We start from the raw sequence: 25,860 nt of genomic DNA on the forward strand, positions 1-25,860 counted from the left end.
CACCTTTGACAACGCTTAAAGCGTTGTCAAAGGTTGACTCTTTGCTTCGCAGCACTAATTTTCGGAACTCAATTTTCCTTTACAATGCGATACCGGCCGGTCCGGTAACGGTATGAATCCAGGTCCAGGGTGCCCATATCGTAGGTTGCGCCTACCAGCTTTCCACTCACCGGGGACTGACTGGGCGGATAATTGGGATTTCCTCCATTACGTCCTGGCGAGGAAACCGAAAGATAATATTGACTCTTTTTCTTATCCGACGTATTGAATACAGGTTTTGTATTCAACCCATGCGCATCGTAGCCTTTTGCCTGTAGTAACGCCAGTGTGGATGAATTAACGGCCCGTGGATCGCTCCCCCCCGTCGTTGTTCCTTGAAAAATACCGCGGCTGGTTGTTTTGTAATATAAATTATAATCACTACGTAGCTGGTCGGAATCATAACCCATAGTTCCAATATTCACCAATGCATTCGTATTGGTACTGTTAGCGATATAGATATTTCCGTCGTGTTCCAGAAAATTTTTCGAGTTGGTAAAGCTGACCAGGTTCGTTGCATTACCTACCCCTTCAATAAATATGTTGTTGTATAGTTTTACCTCCAATCCCTTTGTTTGCTGAACCGCCTGCGCTTTTTCGCCGTCAAATACGCAGGACTCAACCAAAAGCTTTTCCGTTGTTCCTGAACCGGTCGTTACGTTTGGCGCTACGTCGATGGTTCCTCCGGAGGTAGCTTTAGCATGGCCACCAACGAATATACAGCGTCGAACGGTGGTCTGACAGCCAGTTACCGGATCGTAAATCGATATAGCGTATTTGGATGGGGTGTTGAAAACGCAGTCTTCAATGAGTAAGGCAGGCATTCGTTTCAGCACCAGATCCGCTTCAGAGTTACTGTTCCGGTCGGCATAGAATTGGCAACGCCGAAAGATCATCGCGCCCATATCCTGAACGCCCGGCAGTACGCCCGTTTGAGAACCCAACCCAAACCGAAATACGCCCATTGTATAATTTCGGGCAATGCAGTCCTCCACCACAAACGAGCCACAATTGGTGGTTGCTCTGATGGGTATACTACAATTGTTAAACGTGAGTCGACTTAGCGAATTGGTCCCTCCTACCGTTGTGTAACGGAGGGCTGCAGCGCTGGCGGTGTTGGTGTTGTTATTGATTATACGAAAGTTGTCGATCGTGATACTGGTCAGGGTTTTACCAGTACCATTAAACGACATAAACGAGTCGAACCCGTTACAGTCCAGCGTCTGCATTCCCGAAACACCCCGGATGGTTAATCCCGCAATATTCTTGCTGAGTGTAGCAATGCCTGTGGCTGTCAGAGGACCATCGACTTCGATCAGAATGTTGCTTTGGCCATCTTTGAGAGCCGCAAAGCAACTGATCATATCGGCGTAGTTTATCCCCGTAGTTCGATTGTGCACTGGCTGCGCCAGGGCCGAAGCACTCAGAAACAAGAAAACGAACAGTGTGTTTTTCATCTTATTGCAGTTTGTGGCCTATAACAATAATGGCTGTATACGTAGTGGAGACAAGTGGCTGGATCGTTACGCCCGTGTCGGTAACGGAATTCGTATCGAACGGCATGTCTACACTAACCCGGGTATTCACCTCATAGGCAACAATCCGGTCAATGCCCGTGTTCGCGCCAAAGTTGTGGCTAATGGTCTGGCCTGTACCCGCCGATGTACTCACATTCGTTGCCCTGTACTGGAGCATATAGGTCACTGTCTGTCCCCCCGTAGAACCCTGATTATTCTGCGCCAGGGCCAGTGCCTGTGCAGCCGTAGCCGAAACCGAATTAATGGCCGTTGTAGTCGCAACGATACGCGTGTTGAGCGTATCGGTAGCGGAACGAATAGTCGCTCGGACCTGAGTACCCGTTTGATAATCGGCATCATTGGCAAAAGCAGTCAATGTCGTCGGCTTACAGCACAGGTCAGCGTAACTACCCGAGAACAAAACAGGTTTGTTGGCCAGATCCGCGTAATTCCCCGAGAACAAGACAGGTTTATTGGCCAGATCAATGTAGTTACCGGAGAACAAAACAGGCTTATTGGTTAGATCAGCATAATTGCCCGAAAAGCACGTAGTTGATAAGCTGGATGAGGGCGTAAGAGCAGCCGCTTGCCGACCACTTCCCTTCTCGAACTTCAAATAACGTATTACCCCTTCTTCAGCTATTGAGTCCTGTATGGTACGGTTACGGATCGATACGCCCGTTGGACTATCCACTGTAGTGATTTTGCCGGATGTCTGGACTTGTGCTCGTACTGTCCAGCTAATGAATAAAACGGAAATCAGTAAAATGTTTTTCATTGGATAAGACGTCAAAAAGATTAAACAGTGATTTTAGATACAGCTTATTTACTCAAAATGAAGAGTCTTACGATCAGTGTTCATGGAGAGATAATATGCGAAACTGACTGCTCGCAGCATGTCTCCTGACGAAAACGTTGGTTACAAAGTCGACTATCGTAAAAAAGAAAATCGTGTTTCTGGTTGACATGGTCAACCAGAAACACGATTGCTAAATGAGTTACATCTATTTTCCTCCCAGCGCCCATCCTTTAGCAGGCGCGAATATCGAATGAGTTGAGGGTAGCAAAATTGTCCAGGCATATGGTGCAGATGAATACGCCAATTTATCAATTATTCACCAGACACCATATTTGACTCTTTTTTATTTACCAATATTCTTATTAATATACTAAAAGAAAAAATAATGAGTCAACAGATCGCTTCGTGTCTTTTCGCTTTATCAGGTAAGCAGTTTTAAGTAATCAATTCAGCCGTACCTGGTCAATCCATTTTTTCGAGGAATTTATTTTCGGAGGCTCCCTAAAAGAGGTGCTCAAGGCGGCAGGTCCAAATTGGTTGGGGTTCTGTTTATTGACTTTTTTTCTACCTTCGGGATTATGGACGATATTTTTAATTTTCTCAACAGCACCTTCGAAGCTGGGCAGTCGATTCTGGACGGAAAAGGTCGAATCATTGGTTACGCGAATGACGGTGGTTCCATCAGCGGTGTTCTGTCGCTGGGAAGCGATCAGATCAAGTATCAGATTGACCCCTCAATGTCTCCGGGCGACATGCGTAAATACAGCTTAACGCTGGAACGGACCGGGCAGACGGTTGTGCAGGAACACCTCTATGCAAAAGAAATCATCCATATCCTTAAAACAGGCGACCTACCTATTTTTCAGACTGCCTGACTGATTTTCCGAAGCAACCGACCGATCACCACAGCTGTGCGTCCGGTGTCAAATTGAACGAGCATCGACCCATTTCGACCGCGTATGCATTGGCCATCGTCGCGCCTTACGGCCTGGCATAGCTGACCTTTCAATGTCGGGTCGGTCATTCGATCTCCCAAATAAGTGTAACTGGTCATTACGCCTGGACTAAGCGATACATTCAACTATATAACCACGGAACGTTGTTGTTCTATTATAGCCGACTGCCGTTGATGACTGGGTTTGACTGCTTGAGGTTCGTTACGCAGTTCGACTCCCCCGCCTTCACCACTGAGATCTTTTCGTTTCAATCCATCTTTTCGTGGAAGTCTGTTACGTAGGACTATTTCTCAGTGAAGAGGTGCCGAGGCTTGCTATCAATCGCTACCGATTGGGAGGTTGCTGACTCTCCGCTTGTTGATACATTGACTCAATCCATCACCCAATCAGGCATTTATGGAGTTTTACAAACCTGTCTGACTGAATTGAAAGCCGAATTAAGTATTCCATTAATCATAAGGAACCTTATCCCTCACTTTCTAACGCGAACCTACTCTGGAAGTACAGACCGTCTCGTCTGCTCACCCAGCGGCAGCGTAATAAACAAAAAGTTGGTCACCTTTCGAGCAATGACCGACTTTATCGTTTTCAATTATTTTGGCGGCAACCTACGTTCCATCAATTACCCGGCAGCGCCCCTACATAACCCGCATAAGCGGGCTTTTCCCAGGATGGAGCCGCAGCTGGAAGGGCTTCGTAGAGTTGGTCTTTATCCGACGACTTGACTATAAATTCGTACACCTGGGCTGCTGGTCCGCGCAACTTGATTTTGAAGCGGTTCCCATTGAGCAAGCCACCCGGTACGCGCACTACGTCCGTTCGTTCATCCGTCCAGTTTTGTTCCATACCACCCATAATCAGTACCCGCCAGCCGCCCGGCACGGGTTTGTACCGTAGCATGTAGGCCGGTCGTTTGGGGCCCCGTTTCCCACCGTCGTTATTTACCGCAGCTACGCCATTGTAAGCCACAAAGCTACCCGTTTGATTCACCTGCACTTCCGGGTCTTCGACTAACGTACTACCAGTGTAATACGTCTCGTAGGGTTGCAGATCAGCCCGGGCCTGTAGCAAGGCCGAAACCGGATGAAGAGAGAAATTATAATACGCTTTCGTATCGGGGTCGGCGGAACTGCTCAGGTCCTTGACAACATCGGGTGGGTCGGCGGGAAACAGATAGAAACCCCAATCAGGCTCGTCGCCCGCAAAAAATCGAGTCACTACGTATCGGGAATATTGCTCGTAGGGCGGTTGCCAGAGCCTGGGCGTATCTCGAAGTTTATCGTTTCCATACCGTCGAATATTCTGTAGCTCCGCGAAGGGTGGATGCCAGTCGTTTTCGTAGCCAGCTACGATCTGTCGCCAGATCGGGCGTACCTTACCGTTGCGGAGTCGCATCAGTCGCCGGTTTTCCTGAAGGTACCCTTTCTCTTCACCAACAATGTGAATCGGTTTTATCTTACTCCAGAGGTAGGGGTAGGTTTGCGTACCGGGCTTTTTCTTTACGAAGATGTCGTTATTATCCTGCTCATCGATATCAAAGTATGTGCGGTACCAATATCCCTGGTTGAAATCTTCGTGATCGTAAAATCCACCATTGAAGCGAAACGTAACGGTTCCTCCACCCGGTTTTTTGAACGTAAGATTCCCCTGACTGTCGCCCCCAATATGCGATACGACACAGATTCCTTCGAAAAACAGGTTATTTGCCCGTTCAAAATCCAGTCGGGGTTCACCCTGCGTCATGGATGCGCCAAAGGCGATTTTACTGCCCGGTTTGCTCCTGTAACGAGCTAGCTCCATCAGCAGCGTAAGCCGATTGGCCCGTCGAACAAGCATTTCGTCCTGCCAGGCATTTTGGCCACGCGCGGCCAACTGCTCAATCGTCATCGTTTCTCCGGAGATTTCCAGCTTAATAAGCTTCTTCTTAACGTTGTGCCAATTGCCGTCGCCCGCGTCCTGTTTTGAGAAAAAGCCAGCATCCCGCCAGCCCGGCAGTGGGTTTTCCTCTTTATTGCCAGCATTAAGCCAGAGACTGGTTTCAATATCATAGACAAGGTATTTTGCGTTTGCCAGTCCACCATATCCTAGCGTAGGCACTACGTTCCAGGCTTCGTTAAAAAATTCCTGCAACGTATTGAGGTAAAATCGACCATTCCGCAGATTACCCAGAAAGTTCTCAGTGGCGTAGTACATCTCATCGCCATAAACCAACTGCGACTCGTGTTCTGGTTTTACCGACCAGGGCGTAAAACTGTTAATACCCACAGCCTTACGCTCCGTCACGGATTTATTACCCAGGATATCGATGCAGAAATGAAAGTTCGGTGAATAATATTTGCCGGTTCCGAACTGCGTCATGTTGATCTGCCCTTTTGGCTCAGGAGCATAGGGCAACAACGAACGCCCTGCCGAACGGCCCTGCACAGCATCTGAAGGCAGTTTGCTTACCACCTGATCGAAACTATTGGAACCTGGCCTGGATTCTCTACTAATAACCTGCATATTGTCGGCAGCCTGCGTGAGCTTATATCGTAACGGCTGAGCGATCAGCGGCAACGTAGCCACTGCCGTCCACACGACGAAAAGAAACCGGATTGTCTTTCTCTGTATCATAATTCACGAACGAAGTACTAGGTTTTGGCCCGGCCCAGTCTATCTAATGTCGCTGCCAGTACTGGCCGAAACCTGGAGAGAACAGGTCGAACAGGTACTAAAAAAGCCGATCACGTTGAAACATGAACGGCTTTTCCTGTCATTTTGTATGTAATCCGGCCGTGCAAAGGCTGCTAATTACACGTTGTCACAACAGTTGTGCTGCTATTACTGGTATTGTTGGCAATGATATAAGCGGAGACTTCATCGTCGCCACACACTTTATTTTCGATTCGACTAGTTTGACCCTGCTGACCAGAGGTGGTCGTTACGCAGGTTTTACAGTCCTTTTTCTTGAAACTGCCCCCTTCGCAGGATACAAAGCCAATGGCAATCACTACAATCAGTTTTGCTAGTTTCATGTCTGTTTTATTGGAGTGCGGGTGGAAACCCGCATTACGTAACAATACGGCTTATACCACCAGAATGTCCTTTTCTTTGGCAACAAACGTATCGTCAATCCGGGCAATGAACGTATCGGTTAGTTTCTGAACCCGCTCCTCTCCCATTTTTACCGCATCTTCGGACACCCCTTCTTTCACTAACTTACGGATATCGTCGTTCGTATCTTTCCGGATATTCCGTACGTTAACTTTAGCCGTTTCCACTTCCTGTTTTACTTTCTTGACCAGATCACGACGGCGCTCTTCTGTTAAGGGTGGAATGCTCAATCGGATCAATTCGCCATCGTTATTTGGTGACAGGCCTAAATTCGAATTACGAATCGCCTTTTCAACTTCGCCGATGATCTTCTTTTCGAACGGCTTGATGACAATGGTGCGGGCGTCGGGCGTGTTGACAGAGGCTACCGTATTCAATGGAGACAGCATTCCGTAATACTCAACCTGAATACCGTCGAGCATACCAGCATTCGCTTTACCAGCCCGAATTTTAGTGAGTTCGATGGCCAAATGCTTGAGCGCTTTTTCCATCGTGTCTTTTGCATCGTCGAGAAACAACTCGATCTCTTCCATGTTTTATTAAGTTTTGACTGATTGAGGGATAGACTGAATGGTCCGTCGTAGCGGTGTATGGCTCTAAAACAGCTATTCACCACAATGGCAGGCTATTCACGCTATCACTTAATCAGTCTATCATTTTAAGCTGAGATAAGCGTACCAATGCTGTCGTCTCCCTCAACAATACGAAGAAGACTCCCCTGATCATTCATATTAAAGACGATGATCGGTAAATTGTTTTCCTGACACAGCGTAAACGCCGTCAGATCCATTACGTTCAGTTTCTTTTCGTAAACGTCCTCGAAGCTGATGGTCGTATACCGGGTGGCGGTTTTGTCTTTCATGGGATCGGCCGTGTAAACGCCATTCACTTTCGTCCCTTTCAGCACAACGTCGGCTTCTACTTCAATAGCGCGAAGGGCCGCCGTTGAGTCCGTAGTGAAGTAAGGGTTGCCCGTACCTGCGCCGAAGATAACAACACGCCCTTTTTCAAGATGGCGCACGGCCCGCCGACGTACGTAAGGTTCACAAACCTGTTCCATTTTGATGGCCGACATCACCCGGGTATAGAGCTTATGCTTTTCAAGCGAACTCTGGATGGCCATCGCATTGATAACCGTGGCCAGCATACCCATATAATCGCCCTGAACGCGATCAATGCCGGACCGTTCGCCAGAGACACCTCGAAAGATGTTTCCGCCACCAATCACAATAGCCACCTGAACGCCCAGGTCTACGACTTGTTTAATCTCCTTGCTGTACTGTTCTAAGACTATAGGATCAATGTTGTATCCGTTAGGGCCCGCCAAAGCCTCCCCGCTTAGTTTGAGCAGGATGCGTTTATACCTTGTTTGCGATGTCATGAAGGGAAATTTTGCGGGCAAAGATAAGAAAAAGGCGGAAAGCGAGGAGAGGAATACCAGGAGGAAGGGTATTTTTTCAGACGAGTCTTTTTCCTTTCTCGTTTACTCCATTTCTTCCCAATCCTCCTTCCCTCAGGCAGACTGCCAAAGTTCTTTTAGTCGATTCAGATCCCGCTTCATTGCCATAAACACTTCATTTTGAGGAATTGACAATTTTGTTGCGCCGTGTTCGGCTCCCCCCATCGGGTACTCGATGTGTAAGGAGATGGGTGCACGTAAACGGCTTTTTTTGAGCAAGTTAAAGTACGTCTTAAAGTCAACCATGCCTTCGCCAAGCGGTACGTCCTGTACGTCCCATTTACCAGTCATCGGCCCGGTTGTTTTCTTTTCCCAGATAAAATCTTTGATCGTGATGGACTTAATCGAAGGCAGAAGTAACCGCAATCCGTTGGGCCACGATTGCCCACCTTCAACGGTAGCGTGCCGGATATCGTACTGAACGCCCATGTGTTTGGGATCTGCCGTTTTGAGTATTTCCCAGAGCTCCCAAACGGATGAACCGACTAGCAGGCCCGCATGATTCTGGTAACAGCCCGTTAGGTTCAAGCTTTTGTTTAACTCGCTTAGAGCCCGCAATTGCTGCTGAAATCCCTGAATGTCGTCGGGTATGTTCTTCTTCTGGTCATACGAATACCACTTCATCCGATACGTCCGAAAGCCTAATTTAGCGGCTATTTTCAGAACCTGGTTATCAGTTGGATTTGTCGCATCGCCAACGGTCGTGGTCATTAGATTAGGGGGAAGACCAGCTTTTTTTAGCGTTTCAGCAACTCTGGGTAGCTCATCACTAACGCGTTCCGGTTTTACGTGCCCATCCGGCCGAACGGTCAGGTCGACGCCGTTAAAGCCCATGTTGGCGGCTGCTTCAGCCATGTCGGCATAGTTCAGAAACTGTAAATGCTTTGAGAAGATGTGAATCTCAGGCAAATCGGTATCCGCTAGGGAGAGAGGCATTGACAACGCGGATGGCAAGAGGGGAAGCGCCCCGGCACTCAGGGCGGTTTGCTTTAAAAAGTGGCGTCGGGAGTACGGGTTCATAGCAACAGAAGCTTTGCTTATAAACCATTGATCAGGCAAATTCTACCAGTACCTGCCCCTTTTCAACCCGATCCCCTTTGCTGATACGTATCGCTTTTACCGTACCGTCGCCCGTTGCCTTCAGAACGTTTTCCATCTTCATAGCTTCCAGGACCAGCAATGTATCGCCTTTGCCAACCGTATCGCCAATCTGTGCATTTATGCCTACAATCAGGCCAGGCATAGGTGCTTTCAGATCGTTGACCTTCGCGCTCGCTACGTGGCTCATACCCATTTTTTCGAGCAGCAGATCGAAGCGATCTTTGAGCTGGACCGTATGGATATGGCCATTAATTTTCAGGCTAACGGATTTATCCGCTACGTTCAGGTCAAGTATTTCAGCGGAATAAGAGCGATTCTGATGAAGAATGTGAAAGGTACGATCCGTGAGTTTAACCAAATCCCAGTTGAACGACTCGCCGTTGAGCGTAGGACCATCTGGCGTGAAGTCAATCGTATACGGTTGATCGGTTAGGGTTGCAGTGTACATAAATATCAATATAATCGCCAGTTTTGACCCGGCGCAAGATAATCAAAGAAATTTGACATTGCGCCGGTTTAAAAACCGGTAATTAAAAACATCCTACACTAATTCACCTACGTACTTTTCCTGAATTTCGTCGAGAACAGCACTTACCCCATCATACGAGTCGGTGGTAACCAATTGCATTCGGTAAGGTTTGAAATCGGGGAGTCCTTTGAAATAATTCGCGTAATGACGGCGCATCTCGAACAAGCCCACAATTTCGCCTTTCCAGCGAATTGAAAAGTCAAGGTGCTGACGGCAAACGGCTACCCGGTCTGCAATTGTCGGCTCGGGCAAATGCTCGCCGGTTTGAACAAAGTGTTTGATTTCGTTAAAAATCCACGGATGCCCGATACTGGCCCGGCCAATCATAACCCCATCGACACCGTAACGATTTTTATACTCCAGGGCTTTTTCGGGTGAGTCAATATCACCATTGCCAAAGATGGGGATCTGAATCCGGGGATTTTCTTTGATCCGGCCAATGAGCGTCCAGTCAGCTTCACCTTTGTACATCTGTACGCGCGTTCGACCATGAACCGTTAGCGCTTTGATGCCTATGTCCTGCAAACGTTCGGCCACGTCGCCAACGTTCTTGGTATGCTCATCCCAGCCGAGTCGGGTTTTCACCGTAACGGGCAGATGAGTGGCTTTGACAACGGCTTCAGTCATGCGAACCATTTTGGGGATATCCTGCAACAGAGCGGCCCCCGCCCCCCGACACGCTACGTTCTTCACCGGGCAGCCATAATTAATATCGATCAGGTCGGGCTGAGCGCGACTGGCAATCCGGGCGCATTCACCCATTGTTTCAACGTCAGAACCAAACAACTGAATACCAATAGGGCGCTCATATTCGAAGATATCAAGTTTCTGTACACTTTTGGCGGCATCGCGAATCAAGCCCTCCGATGAGATAAATTCGGTGTACATCAAATCTGCCCCGTTGGCTTTACAGACCGCCCGAAAAGGTGGATCGCTGACGTCCTCCATAGGGGCCAGCAAAAGCGGGAAATCCGGGAGTTGTATCGTGCCAATTGTTACCATAGCTTCTTTGTTATCACGAACTTTACGTCAATTAGTAGCCACTTGTCGTCTTTGCTGGTTGTTCCTGGTGTACTAGCGATTGACGACCGGAACATCAGCGATTACAAATGACGAATACTTCGTTTTAGCACAATCCAAAGGCGGAAATGGTTCCCGTATGGTGATTATGCGAACGAGTGTGTAAATTTACAGGGAAATATGCAATCCATTCATACGCCGGAAGGCTCTACATCACGACCACCAACCCTCGGCGGGCTGATCATGCTCGTCGGTTTCGTGCTCATCGGGGGCGTTGTCAGCACACTTCTTCTATTTGGCATTTTAGCCGTCAGCAAAGGCATGGGGCTGGAACAGGCTCAGGTATATCTGAGCAACCTGGCTGCCAACCCGACCGCTTCGCCCAACAGTTGGTATGAACTCATGATTCTTCAGGCAGTCAATCACGCTGGTACGTTCTTACTACCTGCCGTGGTCTACTGGTATATGATCGAACGCCGATCCTGGATGCAGTTCAGTGCACAGCCTGTTTCGGCAGTAGCGGGCTTAGGTCTGGTCGTACTGATTGTCATTGCGTTTATGCCCTTCGATGGTTTGATCATCGAATGGAATCAAAATCTGCACCTACCCGAAACGCTGGCTCCGATCGAGCAGTGGATACGCGATAAAGAAAAGAACCTGGAAGGTATTACCAAGTACCTGACAACCTTTAAAACCACTGGTCAACTGCTTGTCGCCATACTGGTTATTGGTGTTATTCCAGCCATTGGAGAGGAAGTTTTATTTAGAGGAATCCTTCAACGGAATTTCACCTATTGGTCAGGTAATCCGCATGTGGGTATCTGGCTGGCAGCAGCCTTGTTCAGTGCCATCCACGTGCAGTTTCTGGGGTTCTTTCCGAGAATGCTGCTTGGCGCTCTATTTGGCTATCTGTATTTGTGGTCGGGTAATTTGTGGGTCCCGATCCTGGCCCATTTCGTCAATAACGGCTTTACCGTATTCATGGTCTACCTGTATCAGACAAAGGTCATATCCATGGACATCGAAAGCACCCAATCGGTGCCCATAACCGGTGCCTTGGTTGCTTTTGGTCTCACTACAGGATTTTTATACTATTTCAGACAGCTTAACCGACCTACGCAGACACCCAATGAACGAAACCTGGGAATCCATTTATAGTACCCCCCTGCCCTATCGGGCCGAACTGGCAAAAGCCTTATTGCTTGAACATGATATTCCGGCGGTAGTTATCAATAAACAGAGCAGTAGCTATCCAACTATTGGTTCGGGTAAAAGTGAGGTTCATGTATTAGCCAAAGACGCGATTCTGGCCAAAGTAATCTTAGAGAATGAAGCAACGTTTAGCTAACCTAACGAACCTTCAGCAGCGAGTCATTGCCGCCGTAGCCGGGGTTCCGTTTATTCTATTCATGATCTGGTATGCCGACTGGACGTTCGCGCTTCTCTTCTGCGTGATCAGTGCGCTTACGCAACGGGAGTTTTACCGACTGCTGGGCCTGGATGGCTTTGAGCCCCTAACGGCCTACGGTACGTTGGTCGGCGTCATGATCTGCGTACTGGCTTACTTTGTCGAAACTGATCAGATTAGCATGGGTCACTATTTTCTGATCTGTCCGGCTTCGTCGATGATTTTCCTGATCAAGCTCTACAAAAAGCGGGATATGAAGCCGTTTACCAACATTGGCTTCACTTTCCTGGGCATTATCTACGTAGCGATGCCGTTTGCGTTACTCATTATCCTGGCGCTACGGGGAAGTGGGTTTCATCCGATGTTAATTACGGGCTGTCTGCTATTGTTATGGGCCAGCGACATCGGTGCTTACTTCGCTGGTACGAAATTCGGTCGCCGGAAATTGTTTGAACGGGTGTCCCCCAAAAAATCGTGGGAAGGGGCACTGGGCGGAGCGGCTGCGGCTGGTCTGGTAGCGCTTGGACTGGCCTTCTGGGCACCTGAACTGAGACCCTGGCAATGGTATTGTGTTGGTGGAATCATCGTGGTGACAGGCACCTACGGCGATCTGGTCGAGTCGTTATTCAAACGGAGCATTGCGATAAAAGACTCGGGCAGCAGCATTCCCGGACATGGCGGGTTTCTGGATCGCTTCGACGGTTTATTGCTGGCTGCCCCGTTTATTATTACGTTTCTGAAGCTGTTTGCCTAAGGGCAGATTGTCAATACCAAGCTTGTTAAATTTCTTAAAATTCGGGTAATCGAAACCATATCTTGCCTTTTCCTCGTTTACTTTGTAAGATGGACTGGAGGTGTATGAAAAATTTGTTAACGTTAATCGGGTTCGTTCTGGTGTTTTTTCTCCTGGGCGGTTTATTTTCTACCGCGCAGGCGCAGGGACAGGATCGGCAGGTTACGTTTACTGGTTTTCTGACGGGGGGTAAAACCAATGAGCCGTTGCCGGGGGCTTACATCTATATTCCCAAAGCGGGCAAAGGCGTTTTGTCGGCACCGAACGGCTATTTTGCTCTGCCCGTTTTTCCGGGAGACAGTATCATTTTCAGCTACGTTGGTTTCAGAACGCAATACCACATTATTCCAAAACGCTTAACTGACCTTACGTATTCGGCCGTTGTCGCGTTGCAGGAAGATGTAAAAACTCTGGCTGAAGTAAAGGTATACCCGTATGCAACGGAAGAGTTATTTAAAGATGCTTTCGTCAACCTTAAGCTCCCCGACGAAAAAGAACGCGAGAATTTAGCCCGGAATACAAGTCCCGAAGCCATCATGCGGCAGGCGGCTACCATGCCAATGAGCGCACTGGCGAACCACCAGAATTTCGTCAATCAACAATTTTTCGGGCGTGAGTCCATCGTTGGGCGCACGCAGACGCCTACGTTCTCATTCACCAATCCATTCGCCTGGGCCAACTTCATTCGTTCAGTCAAGCGGGGTGATTTCAAGAACAAGGAATGGCGCAGTGAGCTTAACAAAGCCCCGCGCGAAAACGTATCGCGGAAAGATATTCTCCAGGATGGGAATTAGTCAAGACACGCCCCTTTGCGTCCCTACATAGTCCATTTTTCCAGTTGTAACGTATCGCCGTCAAACACGCCGTAGGTTTTTGCCAGTATCCATTCCCCAATATTAACGTATCGGCTGTTTGGGTTAATTTCCAGATTCAGGGGAATATGCCGATGCCCAAACACGTAGTAGTCGTGGTGATTCTGGCTCTCGATGGTTCGGCTGTACTGAAATAGCCACTCCGTTTCGGGACCTTGATACTTCGTATGCTCGTCGTTGTAGTGGCTTAGCCGACTCTGTTTAGACCAGGCATTCGCCAGCTGAATGCCAATATCGGGGTGTAACCAGCGAAATAGCTTCCGGGCAAATTTGTGCTCGAATACGACTTTAAGTTTCTTGTACGTTTCATCGCCGGGACCAAGGCCGTCGCCATGACCGACGAAAAAGCGCTTGTTGCCAATGATATAGTCGCGGGGCTGACGGTAGACTGGAATGCCCATTTCGTCGGTGAAATACGTTTCCATCCACATGTCATGATTACCCGTGAACACAATGATTCGATGCCCTTTATCCGTCAGTTCGGCCAGCTTACCAAATAAACGGATAAAGCCTTTGGGTATGGTCTTTTTGTATTCGAACCAGAAATCGAAGATATCGCCAACTAAAAAAATCAATTCCGCATCAGCCTGAATGGTATCCAGCCACCGTACAATTTGCTGTTCGCGCTGACGGCTATGGGCAGCATCTGGTGCGCCAAGGTGAAAATCAGATGCAAAATAGACCTTACGGCCAGGAGGCAATGGAATGGTTTCGGTAGTAGACATGCGTAAGCGAATTCGTCCGTAAAACTACGTAATGAATACGGTTCATGCATATAATCCTCTGCTCCCTATCAGGCGCCCCGTTGCTTACGTAAGCTCGTAGCCCGCCTTTTACTCTATTTTGCTTTTCCTTGATTACAGACTCAGGAACAGGCCAAATAATGAGTTGCGGTAAAAACATAAATCTTGCGAAGATGGTATTTAAGAAAACGTTATTTTTGGGCTTTCTCCGAACATCTTATGAAAATTAAATCGCTGATACTGGCTTTTCCTATACTGTGTTTAGCCTGCAATAGTCCCAGTTCACCTTCTGATCCGGCCAGCCAAATGGAAGCTAGCCCGCTTCTGGCCAAAGCTCCTTCCGGTGTACGAACACTGTCTGTCGATTTCAACTACGATGAACCTTGTAATATTCTGGGTGAAGAGTATGTACGACAAACCTTCAATCTGGAGGAAAAAACAGAACTGGCCGAGGCTCATACCCACAATGGCTGCGAGTTTGAATGGGCAGGCAACAAAGTTGTCGTCGCTTTTGGCGGTGCCCGGCCTTTTGCGTCTGTCTACCAGGCCGAATACAATTTTGACAAAATGTATCAGGCTAAACCATCCGAAACGCTGACAGCCCCCGTATCTGCATCAACGCTCGTTGAATCAGCCATCAGTGGCCCAGAAACGGAAGGAACCGGCGCTGAAGTATCTGCAGCCGATTCAACGCACCATAACACCGACGATAAACACCCGGATCACGCTGGAGAATCAGCAGCAACCCCACCCCTGACGAGCCCTGCGGTTAGCAAAGGAAAATTCGAAGCGGTGCCAAATGTAGGCGACAAAGCCGTTTGGGACGCCACAACTGGCGCGATGCACGTGCTCTACAACAACCACATTATTAGTATCATGGTCGAAACCAAAGGCAAATCTGAGCTTAAGAAAGAACAAGCCCAGTCGCTGACCGAAGTACTGATCGAAAAGATTTCTGCCAACGAATACACGAAACGGTTATAAGCCCGGCAAAGCTTAAGAAAAGAAAAAGGGGAGTTGAAATCATTTCAACTCCCCTTTACTTTTTGCAGGACTTCATAAAGGAGGCAAAGAGATAAACAAAGAACCTGAAAACTCCGTGTATAGTCTTTACTCCTGACAAAACCCTGTATTCTTGTCTTCAGACGCTACAGCGGAATTTGTTCAAATACGACAGCAGGCTGATTCTTATCTTTAAACGCTTTACGGGGGCGAATATTGAGTGTCTGAAATAATTGTTGATCGGCATCCTCATCCGGGTTGGGTGTTGTCAGGAGTTTATCACCCGCAAAAATCGAATTTGCACCCGCCAGGAAGCATAGGGCCTGTTCCTCCGTATTCATCCGAACCCGTCCGGCCGACAGACGTACCATCGCCTTCGGCATGATGATACGTGCCGTAGCAATCATTCGGATCATCTCCCAAACCGACACCCGCGGCTGGTCTTCCAGGGGTGTTCCTTCGACGGGTACCAGCGCGTTTACCGGTACTGACTCCGGATGTTGTGGCAACGTAGCGAGCGTATGCAACATACCAACCCGATCCTGATGAGATTCCCCCATGCCTATAATGCCGCCGGAACAAACGGAAATACCGGCCTTCCGGGCATGACCGAGCGTATCTAAACGATCGTCATACGTACGGGTACTGATGATGTCGCCGTAGAATTCTTCACTCGTATCCAGATTGTGGTTGTAAGCATACAGACCGGCATCCCGGAGTTTCTGGGCCTGACTTTCGGTTAACATCCCGAGTGTACAGCACACTTCAAGCCCCATTTCATTGACGCCCTGTACCATATCGAGCACCTTATCGAAGTCGCGGTTGTCGCGCACCTCCCGCCAGGCCGCCCCCATGCAGAAGCGGGTGCTTCCTGTGTCTTTGGCGTGCTGCGCGGCCGTCAGCACCTCCTCTACTTCCATCAGTTTATGTACCTTCACGGCGGTATGATAGCGGGCCGCTTGTGGACAATAGGCACAGTCTTCAGGGCAGCCTCCTGTTTTTACTGACAATAATGTACATACCTGAACTTCTTGTGGATCGTGATGCTGGCGATGCACGGTAGCGGCCCGATATATCAGATCAAGAACAGGCGAATTATAGATTTCAGCAATTTCGGCGCGGGTCCAATCAGTACGTAGCGAAGTCATAAGTGTTCCGCTGTCGCGGGCGTAAGTCATAAAAAGTCGTAAGCGCCAAGGCGCAAGTCAAATGTAGTTGATGACGGCAAAACGGGCAAATAATACGCTTATTATCAACCGGACCAATTTTAGCCTGTAAGCTGAAATACTACACGATGATTTGTTCGGCGTTCGCTCAGAATTTGTTTTACAAAGCTCTGATAGTATCGAATTATCCAATTAGTTTAGCAAAAAAACCTATACCCATGAAAAAAAGAACCTTCATAAAACTATCCTCAACGCTAATGGCCGCTCCCGTGTTCTCACCACTCTCTGACTGGTTTGCCGCTGAAAAATTAAAAAACTGGGCAGGTAATCTTGAGTATAGCACGGATAAGCTGTACAAAGCCAATTCCATAAAAGATGTACAGGAACTGGTAAGAAAATATGACAAAGTAAAAGTGCTGGGCACGCGCCATTGCTTCAACAGCATCGCCGATACTAAATACAATTTCATCTCGCTCAGAGAGATGGATCAGGTTGTGGCCCTGGACCCGAAGGCTCGTACCGTTACCATTGAATCGGGTATGAGCTACGGCCAACTGGCTCCTTACCTGGACAAAAAAGGGTTTGCTCTGCACAATCTAGCCTCCTTACCTCATATTTCAGTGGCTGGTGCCTGTACGACTGCCACGCATGGCTCGGGGGTTAAAAACGGGAACCTGGCAACGGTCGTTTCAGCGCTGGAAATCGTTACGGCGAATGGTGACGTCCGAACGCTTTCGCGGGCAAAGGATGGCGATACGTTCCGGGGTGCGGTTGTTGGCTTAGGTGCGCTGGGGGCTATCACGAAAGTGACGCTCGATATTCAGCCGACGTTTCAGATGCGGCAGTACGTATACGAAAACCTTCCGCTGGAGCAACTCAAAGACCATTTCGAAGCCATCGTATCGAGTGGTTACAGCGTTAGTCTGTTTACCGACTGGCAGAAAAAACGCATCAATGAAGTCTGGATAAAAAGCAAGGTAGAAAAAGGCGATACGGCAAAAGCGAAGACCGAGTTTTACGGAGCCAAACTCGCAACGAAGAATCTCCATCCCATCGCTGAACTTTCAGCCGTCAATTGCACTGAGCAGATGGGCGTACCGGGTCCCTGGTACGAACGACTCCCTCACTTCCGAATGGGCTTCACGCCCAGCAGTGGCAAAGAATTACAGGCTGAATATTTTGTGCCACGCAAAAACGCCGTGGAAGCCATCCTGGCCGTTGAACGACTCCGCGACCACATCAGCCCGCATCTGTTTATCTCGGAACTCCGTACTATCGACGCCGATAATTTCTGGATGAGCCCCTGTTACAAACAACCTTCTTTAGCCATTCACTTTACCTGGAAACAGGATTGGGCTTCGGTCAGAAAAGTGTTGCCCATGATCGAAAAAGAGCTGGCTCCGTTTCACGCCAAGCCGCATTGGGGCAAGGTCTTTACGATGGCACCCGCTACGTTACAATCGCGCTATGAAAAGCTGGCGGACTTTAAAAAATTAGTGAACGAATTTGACCCCAAAGGTAAATTCCGCAATGATTTTTTAGCAACGAATCTATACGGAGGTTCTGTGTAGAATCAATTACAAACACCCTATTTATGCTCACCATGGTGAGTATAGCTTTAAAAAAGGTATTCGCTAAGATAGATACCTTTTTTAAAGCAAACCTTAGCCACCCATAATTATATGAACCGACTGTTTACAATTATTACTTTTTTTCTAATTAACTGTGGATTATCCAGTGCTCAAAAAGCTGATGTCTATGATGTGCCACTCGAAATAGATTTGAGAGTCGTGCCAACCGGACGGCTATTTTCCGTTGACACAATCATTAATGCTCGTGTCGACACAGTCACTCACATTGGAACCTGGCAACAGCCTTCTGGTAAAATAGTGGAGCTACGGTTTACTGAAGGTTTTCAGCCTACTCTGACAAACTTCATTTTTTCTACCTTAACGAACTTCGATAACAAGCTCCCATTTTATAGTATAGCTGTCAGGGATTTTACTATCAATAGTGCTAGAGGATTTAATCGTTTCGAGCTGGCTGTTACGTTCTGTAAACGTAATGCTTATCAGCTTGGTAGTGCAGCTGTCGATACTACAATCAGTGGTGTTCATGCGTTAGCGCCGGTCTTTAACGCTGATATTATTGTGGAAAGCAGTGGTACTGACTTTTCGAGTTTAGTTAAAGAAGGGCTAACTAAACTCTTTCTCAAATTCAACAACTACCTGACTAATACTGAGACCGTACCGTCCAATTACAGCGATTTATTAGCAGAAATGACTAAATCAGCGCAAGAGTTAAATTTAACTCAAGCAGTTTATGACAGCAGCCATACTACTATTGACGATGATTTACTACGTTGTAATCAACTTCGATCAGGTGTCTATCGGACTTTCAATGATTTACGACTCAATCGACCATCCTTGACAGGTCAACTATCTATTCAGGAGAAAAATGGCTTTGCAAGCCTACGCAAGTCTTCTGGCTCGCGAGCTAAATATCGCTTTTTTGGCTTCTGTGACGGCAGAGATCTGTTTATCAGCACAAACATTTATCCGACCGCTGGCATACGGTATGCCAAAGTGAAAAGTGTTGGCCGTTACCTACTCTGGATAGACAATTACGTTACCTCATCTGAAAGGACAGCCAGTGCAGTTGGAGCCTCATTCGGTCTGATTGGTGCGCTGGCGGCTTCATCGGCTACTTCTTACAAGGATTGTATCGCTTTGGACATGCAGACGGGAGGAGTATTTATGGTCACGAAAGACAAGCTACCTCAAATGTTGGCCGGTCACGACGATTTATTAGCCGAGTTGGCAGCCATGCCAAACCCCAAAGACGAACAAAAACAGTTTTATTTATTGGACAAATTAAATCAACGTGTACGTTCGCAAGTAACACGCTGATTTTGGACCGTGGTGTCAGTTGTGAGCAACTGACACCACAGAAATAGAGCTACTTCGGCGTATTCTTCACTACAAACGTAGCTCGCTGACTTCCAGCGGAGCCGTCTTTGGAAAGGCCATTCACTTCTATTAGATACGTACCGGGTTGATCAGAGGTGAAGAACTCGACCTGGCTTTGGCCCGTTGCATTCGTTTGCAGATTTGGATTCCAGTATAGCAGGGTTCGGCCGTCGGGCAGGCGGCTTTCGAGTTGCCTGGCGGTGTCGTACCGGGGAGAATAAAATTCGCGTTGTAATTGTAGACCGTCATATTCCAGCTTCAACAGATTCGGATCAAGCGGAAACCCAGCAAGGTCGTTTTTGTATGTCATGAGGCTGATAATCCCATTAAACATAACCGGCCCGAACAGGTAACGATTCGTGACGACATCGATCTGTTTTATTTTCAGCGGGCTGAATTCAATCACTTTGTCCATATCGAAAACGGGCACCCCGTCGATCATGACCAGCGAGAGATCATCAAAAATTTCACGGTAGGGTTCGTTTAATACGTGTAGTTGAAAATGGCCCTGTTTTTTCCTGGGCATTACACCTAATATATATTCACGTAGCACTTCCTCCATTCGCGGAAAGCGTGTGTAGGCATCCAGCAGGTAGCTTTCCCTGGGTTTTCCGTAAAAAGCCGTGCTGTCGACAAGGGGATATCGATACTGGATAGCCTGGTCGTTCCAATACGTATTTTGTAACTGCATAGATACTGACCGGCTAACCAATTGATCCGTCAGCGATTCGTTGACAGGAACTTCCGGTAATCGAACCGGAGGAACCATCGTTGAGAATGGATTATCAATAATCAGTTTGTTGATACTATCGGCTGGGTTTGTTTGAACGATCAGATTTTTAGGACCATAAAAGTCCTGAACCTCAAAGCGTATCCGGCCCTCTGAATCACTCCTGGACACATACATCCGGACGGGCTTGCCTGCTGCTGCCAGATACGTCAGTACGTTCGATACCGGTTTACCAGACGATGGATCAGTTACACTTCCCTCAACAATAGGCCCATTAAATTCCGGCAAGAATCGGAAAGCTGGTTGCTGAGCATTGCCCGACGAAGCTCCTCTCCCAGAAGACAGTACGTCCTCCCAGCGAAACCGACGCCACCCGTGTGTCAGCATAAGGTTATCGGTTGCCAGACGAACATCAGCGGATTCAGGCTGCCAGTAATATTCGGGCGATTCAATTACACCGGGCAAGTCAGACGTCATCCATAAACAACTCTGAATGGTACCGGAAGCGGCAGTCCCCAACGAATCAATGCGATAAACAGCCATGGACAAACTCGCCTGATTTGTTTTGGTGGCGGCTGATGCTTGTACGTCTGTCGTCAAAGCTACTTTCGTTCGGGAAGCATAACTTGCCTGATCGGTTTTGAGCGAAATGTTCAACAGTTGAGTAGGTCGTTTGAAATATAACCGCTCACAAACCGGTTTGCGATCAGCGTCAAAAACCGTCAGATGCGAAATACCATCCCCCAACACCTTTTTATCAATCAAAAATGTCGTTTCGCGCTGAATTGGGCGTACTTCCGCTACGTCGATTACCTGTCGGGTATGCGCCAATAGATACACAACCGATGGCGTTGCTACGTTCGCATTAACCGTAATTTTCAGTTGATCTGCGCTGGCTTCCTCCAGTCGCATCGCATAACCCTGCGTGTATATTTTAGGCAGTGTTCGGGTAACTGAACGACCGATTGAATCCGCTATAATGACCTGGTAGGCTGCCGTGTCGGATGGGGTAAACGTAAAATTTCCAATACCAAACTTGTGTGAGTTGAACCGGGCAAGTGTATCGTTTTTTCCGTTCAACAGCCAACCCCGAACGTTCACCCCTCGCCCCGCTCTGTCAGACACTTTGAACCCTACTTTACTGAAAATACCCTGCACCAGATTACCTCCTTCGGGGAAAAACTGAATATCATAATTGGCCGTCTCCCGGAGTAGCGGCAGACCTAGTCGTTTGAACGGATTAACAATCGTCAGTTTCTTTTCAAAGAAATAAGCAGCATCGAAATTCTTCATCCAGTTCGTATAGGCCCGCAGTCGATACGTACCGGAATTGACCGAAGAAGGCAGAAAAAACGTACCGTTTCCGCCGGACGAACTCAAAGTCACTTTCGTTTGTAGCACCGGCGCGCCCTGTTGATCAAGTAATTCCAGATAGGCCACTTTACTCAGGTCAACCGGTTGATGAAAGGTCCCGTCTACGTAATACACCTTAAACCATAGCGTTTCACCGGTCAAGTAAAAGCTCTGGTCCGTATGAACGAACAGTTTTTCCGGCAAGGCCTGCCGTCGATACGTATCAAACGGCTGCACTAATGTACCGACTGACGCAGGTGATTGCCCAAAAGAACAGACACTGCCCAGAAGCAACAGACTATTTAAGAACGTTTTTATAAAGGATGGCATAACGGGCTGGTTCATCATGGCTTCGGGTTCTCAAACCAAAGCCACGCATACGGAATTATAGCAACTCAATTTTCCCAGAAATCCGGTTTCTTATTCACTCCGCCCCGTAATCGACAATCTATGCAGGCGAAAGGAGCTGTAATGTATTGTAGGGAGCCTGGTGGTGGTGGGTAGTACGTTGTAACCACCCCTGTCGGAGACTCCTGTAATTCTCTCAACGTCAGCGTATCCGTGACACAGCTCTCATAACCGGTAAGAGTTCGCCAACTGGGCAGCTGCGATTTGCGAATGTAAATTCGTTTGGTAACAACGCTTCCAACCCGAAAAAACCCCAATACCAGATCAGTCGGATTCGTAGCGGAGCGGATGTTGCCGGTAATCTGCGAAGGCTGCGGGTCAAAAATCGAGCCGATGTTCTGGGTTATTTTGGCCAATTGATCATAATAGTCATATCCTGCCTGACTAAGCGCATACTGGCGGACAAGAATGCTGTATTTACTCTGAAACTTGATTGACGATCCTGCGATGGTGTTCAGCGGAAACTGACTCACAACGTCCCGGCTAAGGCGGGTGGTTGAGGTAGTTATAATATTTTTCGATGTTGAGCTACCCCAGCAGTTATAAATGTTTTCGTTTCGCAGATCAACTCCCTTTGTTTTATCATTGTACACGTACGATGAATTATATCCGGCGGTGTATTCCCAGGTTTCGTCGAACTCCCACCGGTAATAATGCGTGTTGTTTTGTGGATCGTGCGTATTGACGTTGATCTGTACACCGTCATCTTCAGCACGCCAACTAAGGCTGTCAATGGGTGGCGTTGTAACGACCGGTACGTAGTCAGAATAATAGTCGAGTCCTTTGGCTGTTTTGATATGCAGCCGGTACGTTTCACCCGATAAGGGCGTTACCCCCGACATCGAGTAAACACCAGCGCTTCCTTCCGCCAGCGCGTAACTGGCGTTATGTGCGCTTTCAATCGTCACTCTCGCTTTAGTTTCGGCCGTTGGGGTCTTAGGATCGGCCAGGTTCTGCGATCGGGATAGTTGGATGGTTGTTGTCGTTCCTGGCGCGCTGTTGAAAAATCCATTGACGACTAAATAGCTATCTGGAGCCGTGATTTCGGGCGGCCGATATGGGTCAACGCAGCCCCCAACAAGTAGAATCAGGAACCAACCGACTAGTTTTACAGGACTGTTTTTCATCGCTCAAAATCTGAAATTATACGTAATGGACGGTATAGGCTGCCCAAAGATGGACAACTGATAACCATTGATACCCCCATTCTCCGATTTAAAGTAAACTGAATACGCATTGTGCCGACCCGTCAGATTGTAAACCGCAATCGTCCACGAGCTATGCGCCAGCTTTTTCACTTTATGATTCCCTTCAATATTCATCGCAAAATCAAGGCGGTAATAGTCCGGAATTCGATACTGGTTCCGTTCAGAATACAACAAGCGTAAGGCATTATCGACCGTGTACTTCGCAATTGGCAACGTAATAGGCCGCCCCGTACTATACGTAAAATTCAACGACAGGCTAAACCGGCGGTTAATTTTGTAGTTACCGATCATCGTTACGTCGTGCGGTTTATCGTAGCTGCTGGGATAATACTCACCCTTATTGATTACGTCGGAGCCAGTCTGTCCATTCGTTCGGAGCAGGGTTCGGGCGTAGGTGTAGCTCAACCAGCCGTTCAACTTGCCGGTCATCTTTTTCACCAGAAATTCAATACCATACGCCATCCCCTGTGCGCTCACTACGTCGGTTTCAATGTGGTGATTCAGGATCAGCGAAGCCCCGTTCCGGTAGTCCAGCAAATTGTTCATGGTTTTATAATACGCTTCGACCGACATTTCAACCGTGTTGGTTCGGTTATTTTTATAGAATCCGAGAGCGTATTGATCACCGATTTGCGGACCAATGTTCGGGTCGCTTAGTTTCCAGATGTCGGTCGGTGAAATGACGGTTGTGTTCGACAGCATCTGAATGTACTGCCGCGTCCGGTTAAAACTCGCTTTTACGGAAGCTGACGACGAAAGCGCATACCGAAGTGACAGGCGATATTCCGGTCCATGATACGTATTGATGAATTTGTTACGTCCGTAAGCGATCGTATCAGTGATGGTTGCTACGGTTTTGGGCTGGCCCGGTACGTACTGAAACACCGAATGTGGACCCAGATAACTGTAGATCGAATAACGTAGACCGCCACTGATCGACAAGCGTTGATTTATATCGAACCGATCGCCAATATAAACGGCATTTTCCAGGCCCTGCTCGGCCGCCACTACGTCGGGAGAAATCAGCGATTCACCACCATTGGGCTGAAAATTTCCCGGAAAAAGCTTGTAGTGAGTGGCACTAACGCCAAAATCGACCGCATGCTGATTGGTGGGATAGTAATTGAAATCGGCCTTTACCTGCGTCTGATGAATACCGAAGTCCAGCTTGTAGGCATTGACAGGGTTCTTCTCGCTCGAAACCGAATAGTTATAGCCGCTATAGCTACCCGTATACACGCTATATAGTTTATTCGAGAAAATATGCTTCCACTTTAACGTAGCCACCTGATTCTGATACCGATAGGCTGTGTCGCTACCCAGCTTGAAGCGGTCGCGGCTCAGATAACCAGTTAAATAGACCGTGTTTCTTTCGTTAAAATCATGGGTTACGTGCAGGTTCAGGTCATAGAACTGCGCCTGACTTTTCTTAAAATTGGCATCCTGGAGTTGCCCCAGCAGCCAGTCAGAGTACGTTGAGCGGACACCAACAATAAACGACGTTTTGTCTTTAATGAGAGGTCCCTCAAAGGTGAGTCGACCCGTAAGCAAGCCAATACCACCGGAGCCAATAAACTTCTTTTTATTCCCATCGCGCGTTTGCACGTCCAGCACCGACGATAAGCGTCCACCAAAACGCGACGGGATGGCACTTTTATACAGCTCGGCACTTTTGATCAGATCGGGATTAAAGGCCGAGAAGAACCCGAACAGGTGGGATGAGTTGTAAATCGTTGCGTCGTTATACAAAATCAGGTTCTGATCGGTAGCGCCCCCGCGTACGTTCAGTCCGGTCGAACTCTCCCCAACCGTTTTAACCCCCGGCAGGGTTTGAATAACCCGTAGTAGATCAGCCTCGCCCAGCGCCGTGGGAACCTGTCTGATGCTTTTGATATCGACTCGCTCCTGCCCCATCTGAAGCCCAGCGATGTTCACATCTTTTTCGGCCTCGATCACCACTTCTTTCAACGCAATGACATCATCTTCCATGTCGATGTCAAACTTCCCATCGCCATACAGCACAATTCGTCGCCGGGTATCTTTCATGCCGATGCTCCGAAGTTTCAAGTCGTGCCGGCCACGAGGCAACGTTATGGAATAATAGCCAAACTGGTCGGATACGGTACCCAGACGAGGATTTTCGATGTAAACAGCCGCGCCGACAACCGGTTCTCCCGACGCTACGTTCCGAATGGAGCCGGCAATGGTTGATCGTCCCGGCCGGATGGGGTTGGTTCGTTTGCCGATTTCGTACAACTTCGCTTCGGGTTCGGGTCTCTTTTTCTGGGTTTCGGTTAGGTAAGCCGAGCCTGTCGAGTCGGTGTCAGCATCCGTACCGCCCCGTTGAAAGAAACCGATGGGTAATTCCGTACGGATCAACCGGTTAACGGTGATATAAACCCGCTGTTGACCATCGATAGAAAATCCGTATTTACTGCCTTCGAAAAGTTGCCGAAGTACCGTCTTCAATGGCTGCTTCTCCACGCGCATATCAACCGTGAGGCTATCTACATCGGCAGGATTATAAAAGAAGCGATAAGCCGTTTGGGATTCTACGCTTCGAACAAACTGCTCAAAGCGCGTATTCGTAAATTCCCCGCTAATTGGTTTATCAGGGGGCGTTTGTCCGAACCCGCTCGGTATCGAACAAACTAGTGAAAAAAGGAGAAGCGTAATCCGGTAAAGTTGAGCCATA

The 25,860-nt window shown here is 48.2% G+C and carries 23 protein-coding genes; 8 read left to right on the forward strand and 15 right to left on the reverse strand.

The features are described 5' to 3' along the window. Positions 1–68 precede the first annotated feature (68 nt). Positions 69–1,496 (reverse strand): hypothetical protein, encoded by a 1,428-nt coding sequence (locus IC230_RS30815; RefSeq protein ID WP_191042926.1) that lies wholly within the window; start codon positions 1,494–1,496, stop codon positions 69–71. 1 nt (position 1,497) lies between these two features. Beyond that, on the reverse strand, positions 1,498–2,334 hold the full coding sequence (locus IC230_RS30820; RefSeq protein WP_191042927.1) for a hypothetical protein: 837 nt from the start codon (positions 2,332–2,334) through the stop codon (positions 1,498–1,500). A 599-nt stretch (positions 2,335–2,933) separates the two neighbouring features. On the opposite strand from IC230_RS30820, the gene IC230_RS30825 reads away from it, so the two are divergent. Then, positions 2,934–3,230: a hypothetical protein gene (locus tag IC230_RS30825; protein ID WP_191042928.1), complete on the forward strand. Its 297-nt coding sequence runs from the start codon at positions 2,934–2,936 to the stop codon at positions 3,228–3,230. Here the strand turns inward: IC230_RS30825 and IC230_RS30830 are convergent. From IC230_RS30830 to dusB, 8 genes are all read right to left on the reverse strand, one after another. Beyond that, entirely contained in the window at positions 3,218–3,409 is a 192-nt protein-coding gene (locus IC230_RS30830) for a hypothetical protein (RefSeq protein WP_191042929.1), read from the reverse strand. The two genes, IC230_RS30825 and IC230_RS30830, sit on opposite strands and share 13 nt — an antisense overlap. Before the next feature lie 520 nt (positions 3,410–3,929). After that, positions 3,930–5,924 (reverse strand): hypothetical protein, encoded by a 1,995-nt coding sequence (locus IC230_RS30835; RefSeq protein WP_191042930.1) that lies wholly within the window; start codon positions 5,922–5,924, stop codon positions 3,930–3,932. Positions 5,925–6,097: 173 nt separating this feature from the next. Continuing rightward, entirely contained in the window at positions 6,098–6,325 is a 228-nt protein-coding gene (locus IC230_RS30840) for a hypothetical protein (protein WP_191042931.1), read from the reverse strand. A gap of 51 nt (positions 6,326–6,376) precedes the next feature. After that, positions 6,377–6,937: a ribosome recycling factor gene (gene frr / locus IC230_RS30845; RefSeq protein ID WP_191042932.1), complete on the reverse strand. Its 561-nt coding sequence runs from the start codon at positions 6,935–6,937 to the stop codon at positions 6,377–6,379. Positions 6,938–7,062: 125 nt separating this feature from the next. Beyond that, positions 7,063–7,785 (reverse strand): UMP kinase, encoded by a 723-nt coding sequence (gene pyrH, locus IC230_RS30850; RefSeq protein ID WP_191042933.1) that lies wholly within the window; start codon positions 7,783–7,785, stop codon positions 7,063–7,065. A gap of 132 nt (positions 7,786–7,917) precedes the next feature. After that, the gene (locus tag IC230_RS30855) at positions 7,918–8,883 is read right to left on the reverse strand and encodes a sugar phosphate isomerase/epimerase family protein (protein ID WP_191042934.1); all 966 of its coding nucleotides are present in this window, start codon (positions 8,881–8,883) and stop codon (positions 7,918–7,920) included. Positions 8,884–8,914: 31 nt separating this feature from the next. Next, a complete protein-coding gene (locus IC230_RS30860; protein WP_191042935.1) occupies positions 8,915–9,412 on the reverse strand; it encodes an acetyl-CoA carboxylase biotin carboxyl carrier protein subunit in 498 nt (165 codons plus the stop codon). 93 nt (positions 9,413–9,505) lie between these two features. Next, positions 9,506–10,495 carry a tRNA dihydrouridine synthase DusB gene (gene dusB / locus IC230_RS30865; protein ID WP_191042936.1) on the reverse strand — a complete coding sequence of 330 codons (990 nt, stop codon included), beginning with the start codon at positions 10,493–10,495 and terminating at the stop codon, positions 9,506–9,508. 261 nt (positions 10,496–10,756) lie between these two features. On the opposite strand from dusB, the gene IC230_RS30870 reads away from it, so the two are divergent. From IC230_RS30870 to IC230_RS30885, 4 genes are all read left to right on the forward strand, one after another. After that, the gene (locus tag IC230_RS30870; protein ID WP_191042978.1) at positions 10,757–11,671 is read left to right on the forward strand and encodes a CPBP family intramembrane glutamic endopeptidase; all 915 of its coding nucleotides are present in this window, start codon (positions 10,757–10,759) and stop codon (positions 11,669–11,671) included. Then, a complete protein-coding gene (locus tag IC230_RS30875) occupies positions 11,643–11,861 on the forward strand; it encodes a putative signal transducing protein (RefSeq protein ID WP_191042937.1) in 219 nt (72 codons plus the stop codon). The genes IC230_RS30870 and IC230_RS30875 overlap by 29 nt, the downstream gene beginning before the upstream one ends. After that, positions 11,842–12,675, forward strand: a complete 834-nt coding sequence (locus IC230_RS30880) for a phosphatidate cytidylyltransferase (RefSeq protein ID WP_191042938.1) — start codon at positions 11,842–11,844, stop codon at positions 12,673–12,675. Before IC230_RS30875 ends, IC230_RS30880 begins: the two co-directional genes overlap by 20 nt. Before the next feature lie 104 nt (positions 12,676–12,779). Beyond that, positions 12,780–13,508, forward strand: coding sequence for a carboxypeptidase-like regulatory domain-containing protein (locus tag IC230_RS30885; protein WP_191042939.1), 729 nt, complete (start codon positions 12,780–12,782; stop codon positions 13,506–13,508). A 23-nt stretch (positions 13,509–13,531) separates the two neighbouring features. On the opposite strand, the gene IC230_RS30890 is transcribed toward IC230_RS30885, so the two are convergent. Next, entirely contained in the window at positions 13,532–14,311 is a 780-nt protein-coding gene (locus IC230_RS30890) for a UDP-2,3-diacylglucosamine diphosphatase (RefSeq protein WP_191042940.1), read from the reverse strand. Positions 14,312–14,548: 237 nt separating this feature from the next. Between IC230_RS30890 and IC230_RS30895 the strand changes: the two genes are divergently transcribed. Then, positions 14,549–15,313 carry a hypothetical protein gene (locus tag IC230_RS30895; RefSeq protein ID WP_191042941.1) on the forward strand — a complete coding sequence of 255 codons (765 nt, stop codon included), beginning with the start codon at positions 14,549–14,551 and terminating at the stop codon, positions 15,311–15,313. A 164-nt stretch (positions 15,314–15,477) separates the two neighbouring features. Here the strand turns inward: IC230_RS30895 and bioB are convergent, their stop codons facing one another. After that, positions 15,478–16,479 (reverse strand): biotin synthase BioB, encoded by a 1,002-nt coding sequence (bioB, locus tag IC230_RS30900; RefSeq protein ID WP_191042979.1) that lies wholly within the window; start codon positions 16,477–16,479, stop codon positions 15,478–15,480. Positions 16,480–16,715: 236 nt separating this feature from the next. On the opposite strand from bioB, the gene IC230_RS30905 reads away from it, so the two are divergent. Further along, entirely contained in the window at positions 16,716–18,068 is a 1,353-nt protein-coding gene (locus tag IC230_RS30905; RefSeq protein WP_191042942.1) for a D-arabinono-1,4-lactone oxidase, read from the forward strand. 111 nt (positions 18,069–18,179) lie between these two features. Beyond that, complete coding sequence (locus IC230_RS30910) at positions 18,180–19,406, forward strand: DUF6563 family protein (protein WP_191042943.1); 1,227 nt, start codon at positions 18,180–18,182, stop codon at positions 19,404–19,406. 49 nt (positions 19,407–19,455) lie between these two features. Here the strand turns inward: IC230_RS30910 and IC230_RS30915 are convergent, their stop codons facing one another. The 3 genes from IC230_RS30915 to IC230_RS30925 are packed head-to-tail and all read right to left on the reverse strand — an operon-like array spanning position 19,456 to position 25,859. Further along, on the reverse strand, positions 19,456–21,897 hold the full coding sequence (locus tag IC230_RS30915; protein ID WP_223860964.1) for a hypothetical protein: 2,442 nt from the start codon (positions 21,895–21,897) through the stop codon (positions 19,456–19,458). Between the two features lie 47 nt (positions 21,898–21,944). Then, positions 21,945–23,084 carry a DUF4249 domain-containing protein gene (locus tag IC230_RS30920; protein ID WP_191042944.1) on the reverse strand — a complete coding sequence of 380 codons (1,140 nt, stop codon included), beginning with the start codon at positions 23,082–23,084 and terminating at the stop codon, positions 21,945–21,947. A gap of 3 nt (positions 23,085–23,087) precedes the next feature. Then, positions 23,088–25,859: a TonB-dependent receptor gene (locus IC230_RS30925; RefSeq protein WP_191042945.1), complete on the reverse strand. Its 2,772-nt coding sequence runs from the start codon at positions 25,857–25,859 to the stop codon at positions 23,088–23,090. Between the last annotated feature and the right edge of the window lies 1 nt (position 25,860).

It is taken from the genome of Spirosoma validum (genome assembly GCF_014699035.1).
Classification (GTDB): domain Bacteria; phylum Bacteroidota; class Bacteroidia; order Cytophagales; family Spirosomataceae; genus Spirosoma; species Spirosoma validum.

Excerpts from the sequence above, each read along its gene's own strand:
- IC230_RS30815 (WP_191042926.1), bottom strand. The coding sequence starts at position 1,496 with ATGAAAAACACACTGTTCGTTTTCTTGTTTCTGAGTGCTTCGGCCCTG.
- IC230_RS30820 (WP_191042927.1), bottom strand. The coding sequence starts at position 2,334 with ATGAAAAACATTTTACTGATTTCCGTTTTATTCATTAGCTGGACAGTA.
- IC230_RS30825 (WP_191042928.1), top strand. The coding sequence starts at position 2,934 with ATGGACGATATTTTTAATTTTCTCAACAGCACCTTCGAAGCTGGGCAG.
- IC230_RS30830 (WP_191042929.1), bottom strand. The coding sequence starts at position 3,409 with ATGACCAGTTACACTTATTTGGGAGATCGAATGACCGACCCGACATTG.
- IC230_RS30835 (WP_191042930.1), bottom strand. The coding sequence starts at position 5,924 with ATGATACAGAGAAAGACAATCCGGTTTCTTTTCGTCGTGTGGACGGCA.
- IC230_RS30840 (WP_191042931.1), bottom strand. The coding sequence starts at position 6,325 with ATGAAACTAGCAAAACTGATTGTAGTGATTGCCATTGGCTTTGTATCC.
- frr (WP_191042932.1), bottom strand. The coding sequence starts at position 6,937 with ATGGAAGAGATCGAGTTGTTTCTCGACGATGCAAAAGACACGATGGAA.
- pyrH (WP_191042933.1), bottom strand. The coding sequence starts at position 7,785 with ATGACATCGCAAACAAGGTATAAACGCATCCTGCTCAAACTAAGCGGG.
- IC230_RS30855 (WP_191042934.1), bottom strand. The coding sequence starts at position 8,883 with ATGAACCCGTACTCCCGACGCCACTTTTTAAAGCAAACCGCCCTGAGT.
- IC230_RS30860 (WP_191042935.1), bottom strand. The coding sequence starts at position 9,412 with ATGTACACTGCAACCCTAACCGATCAACCGTATACGATTGACTTCACG.
- dusB (WP_191042936.1), bottom strand. The coding sequence starts at position 10,495 with ATGGTAACAATTGGCACGATACAACTCCCGGATTTCCCGCTTTTGCTG.
- IC230_RS30870 (WP_191042978.1), top strand. The coding sequence starts at position 10,757 with ATGCTCGTCGGTTTCGTGCTCATCGGGGGCGTTGTCAGCACACTTCTT.
- IC230_RS30875 (WP_191042937.1), top strand. The coding sequence starts at position 11,643 with ATGAACGAAACCTGGGAATCCATTTATAGTACCCCCCTGCCCTATCGG.
- IC230_RS30880 (WP_191042938.1), top strand. The coding sequence starts at position 11,842 with ATGAAGCAACGTTTAGCTAACCTAACGAACCTTCAGCAGCGAGTCATT.
- IC230_RS30885 (WP_191042939.1), top strand. The coding sequence starts at position 12,780 with ATGAAAAATTTGTTAACGTTAATCGGGTTCGTTCTGGTGTTTTTTCTC.
- IC230_RS30890 (WP_191042940.1), bottom strand. The coding sequence starts at position 14,311 with ATGTCTACTACCGAAACCATTCCATTGCCTCCTGGCCGTAAGGTCTAT.
- IC230_RS30895 (WP_191042941.1), top strand. The coding sequence starts at position 14,549 with ATGAAAATTAAATCGCTGATACTGGCTTTTCCTATACTGTGTTTAGCC.
- bioB (WP_191042979.1), bottom strand. The coding sequence starts at position 16,479 with ATGACTTCGCTACGTACTGATTGGACCCGCGCCGAAATTGCTGAAATC.
- IC230_RS30905 (WP_191042942.1), top strand. The coding sequence starts at position 16,716 with ATGAAAAAAAGAACCTTCATAAAACTATCCTCAACGCTAATGGCCGCT.
- IC230_RS30910 (WP_191042943.1), top strand. The coding sequence starts at position 18,180 with ATGAACCGACTGTTTACAATTATTACTTTTTTTCTAATTAACTGTGGA.
- IC230_RS30915 (WP_223860964.1), bottom strand. The coding sequence starts at position 21,897 with ATGATGAACCAGCCCGTTATGCCATCCTTTATAAAAACGTTCTTAAAT.
- IC230_RS30920 (WP_191042944.1), bottom strand. The coding sequence starts at position 23,084 with ATGAAAAACAGTCCTGTAAAACTAGTCGGTTGGTTCCTGATTCTACTT.
- IC230_RS30925 (WP_191042945.1), bottom strand. The coding sequence starts at position 25,859 with ATGGCTCAACTTTACCGGATTACGCTTCTCCTTTTTTCACTAGTTTGT.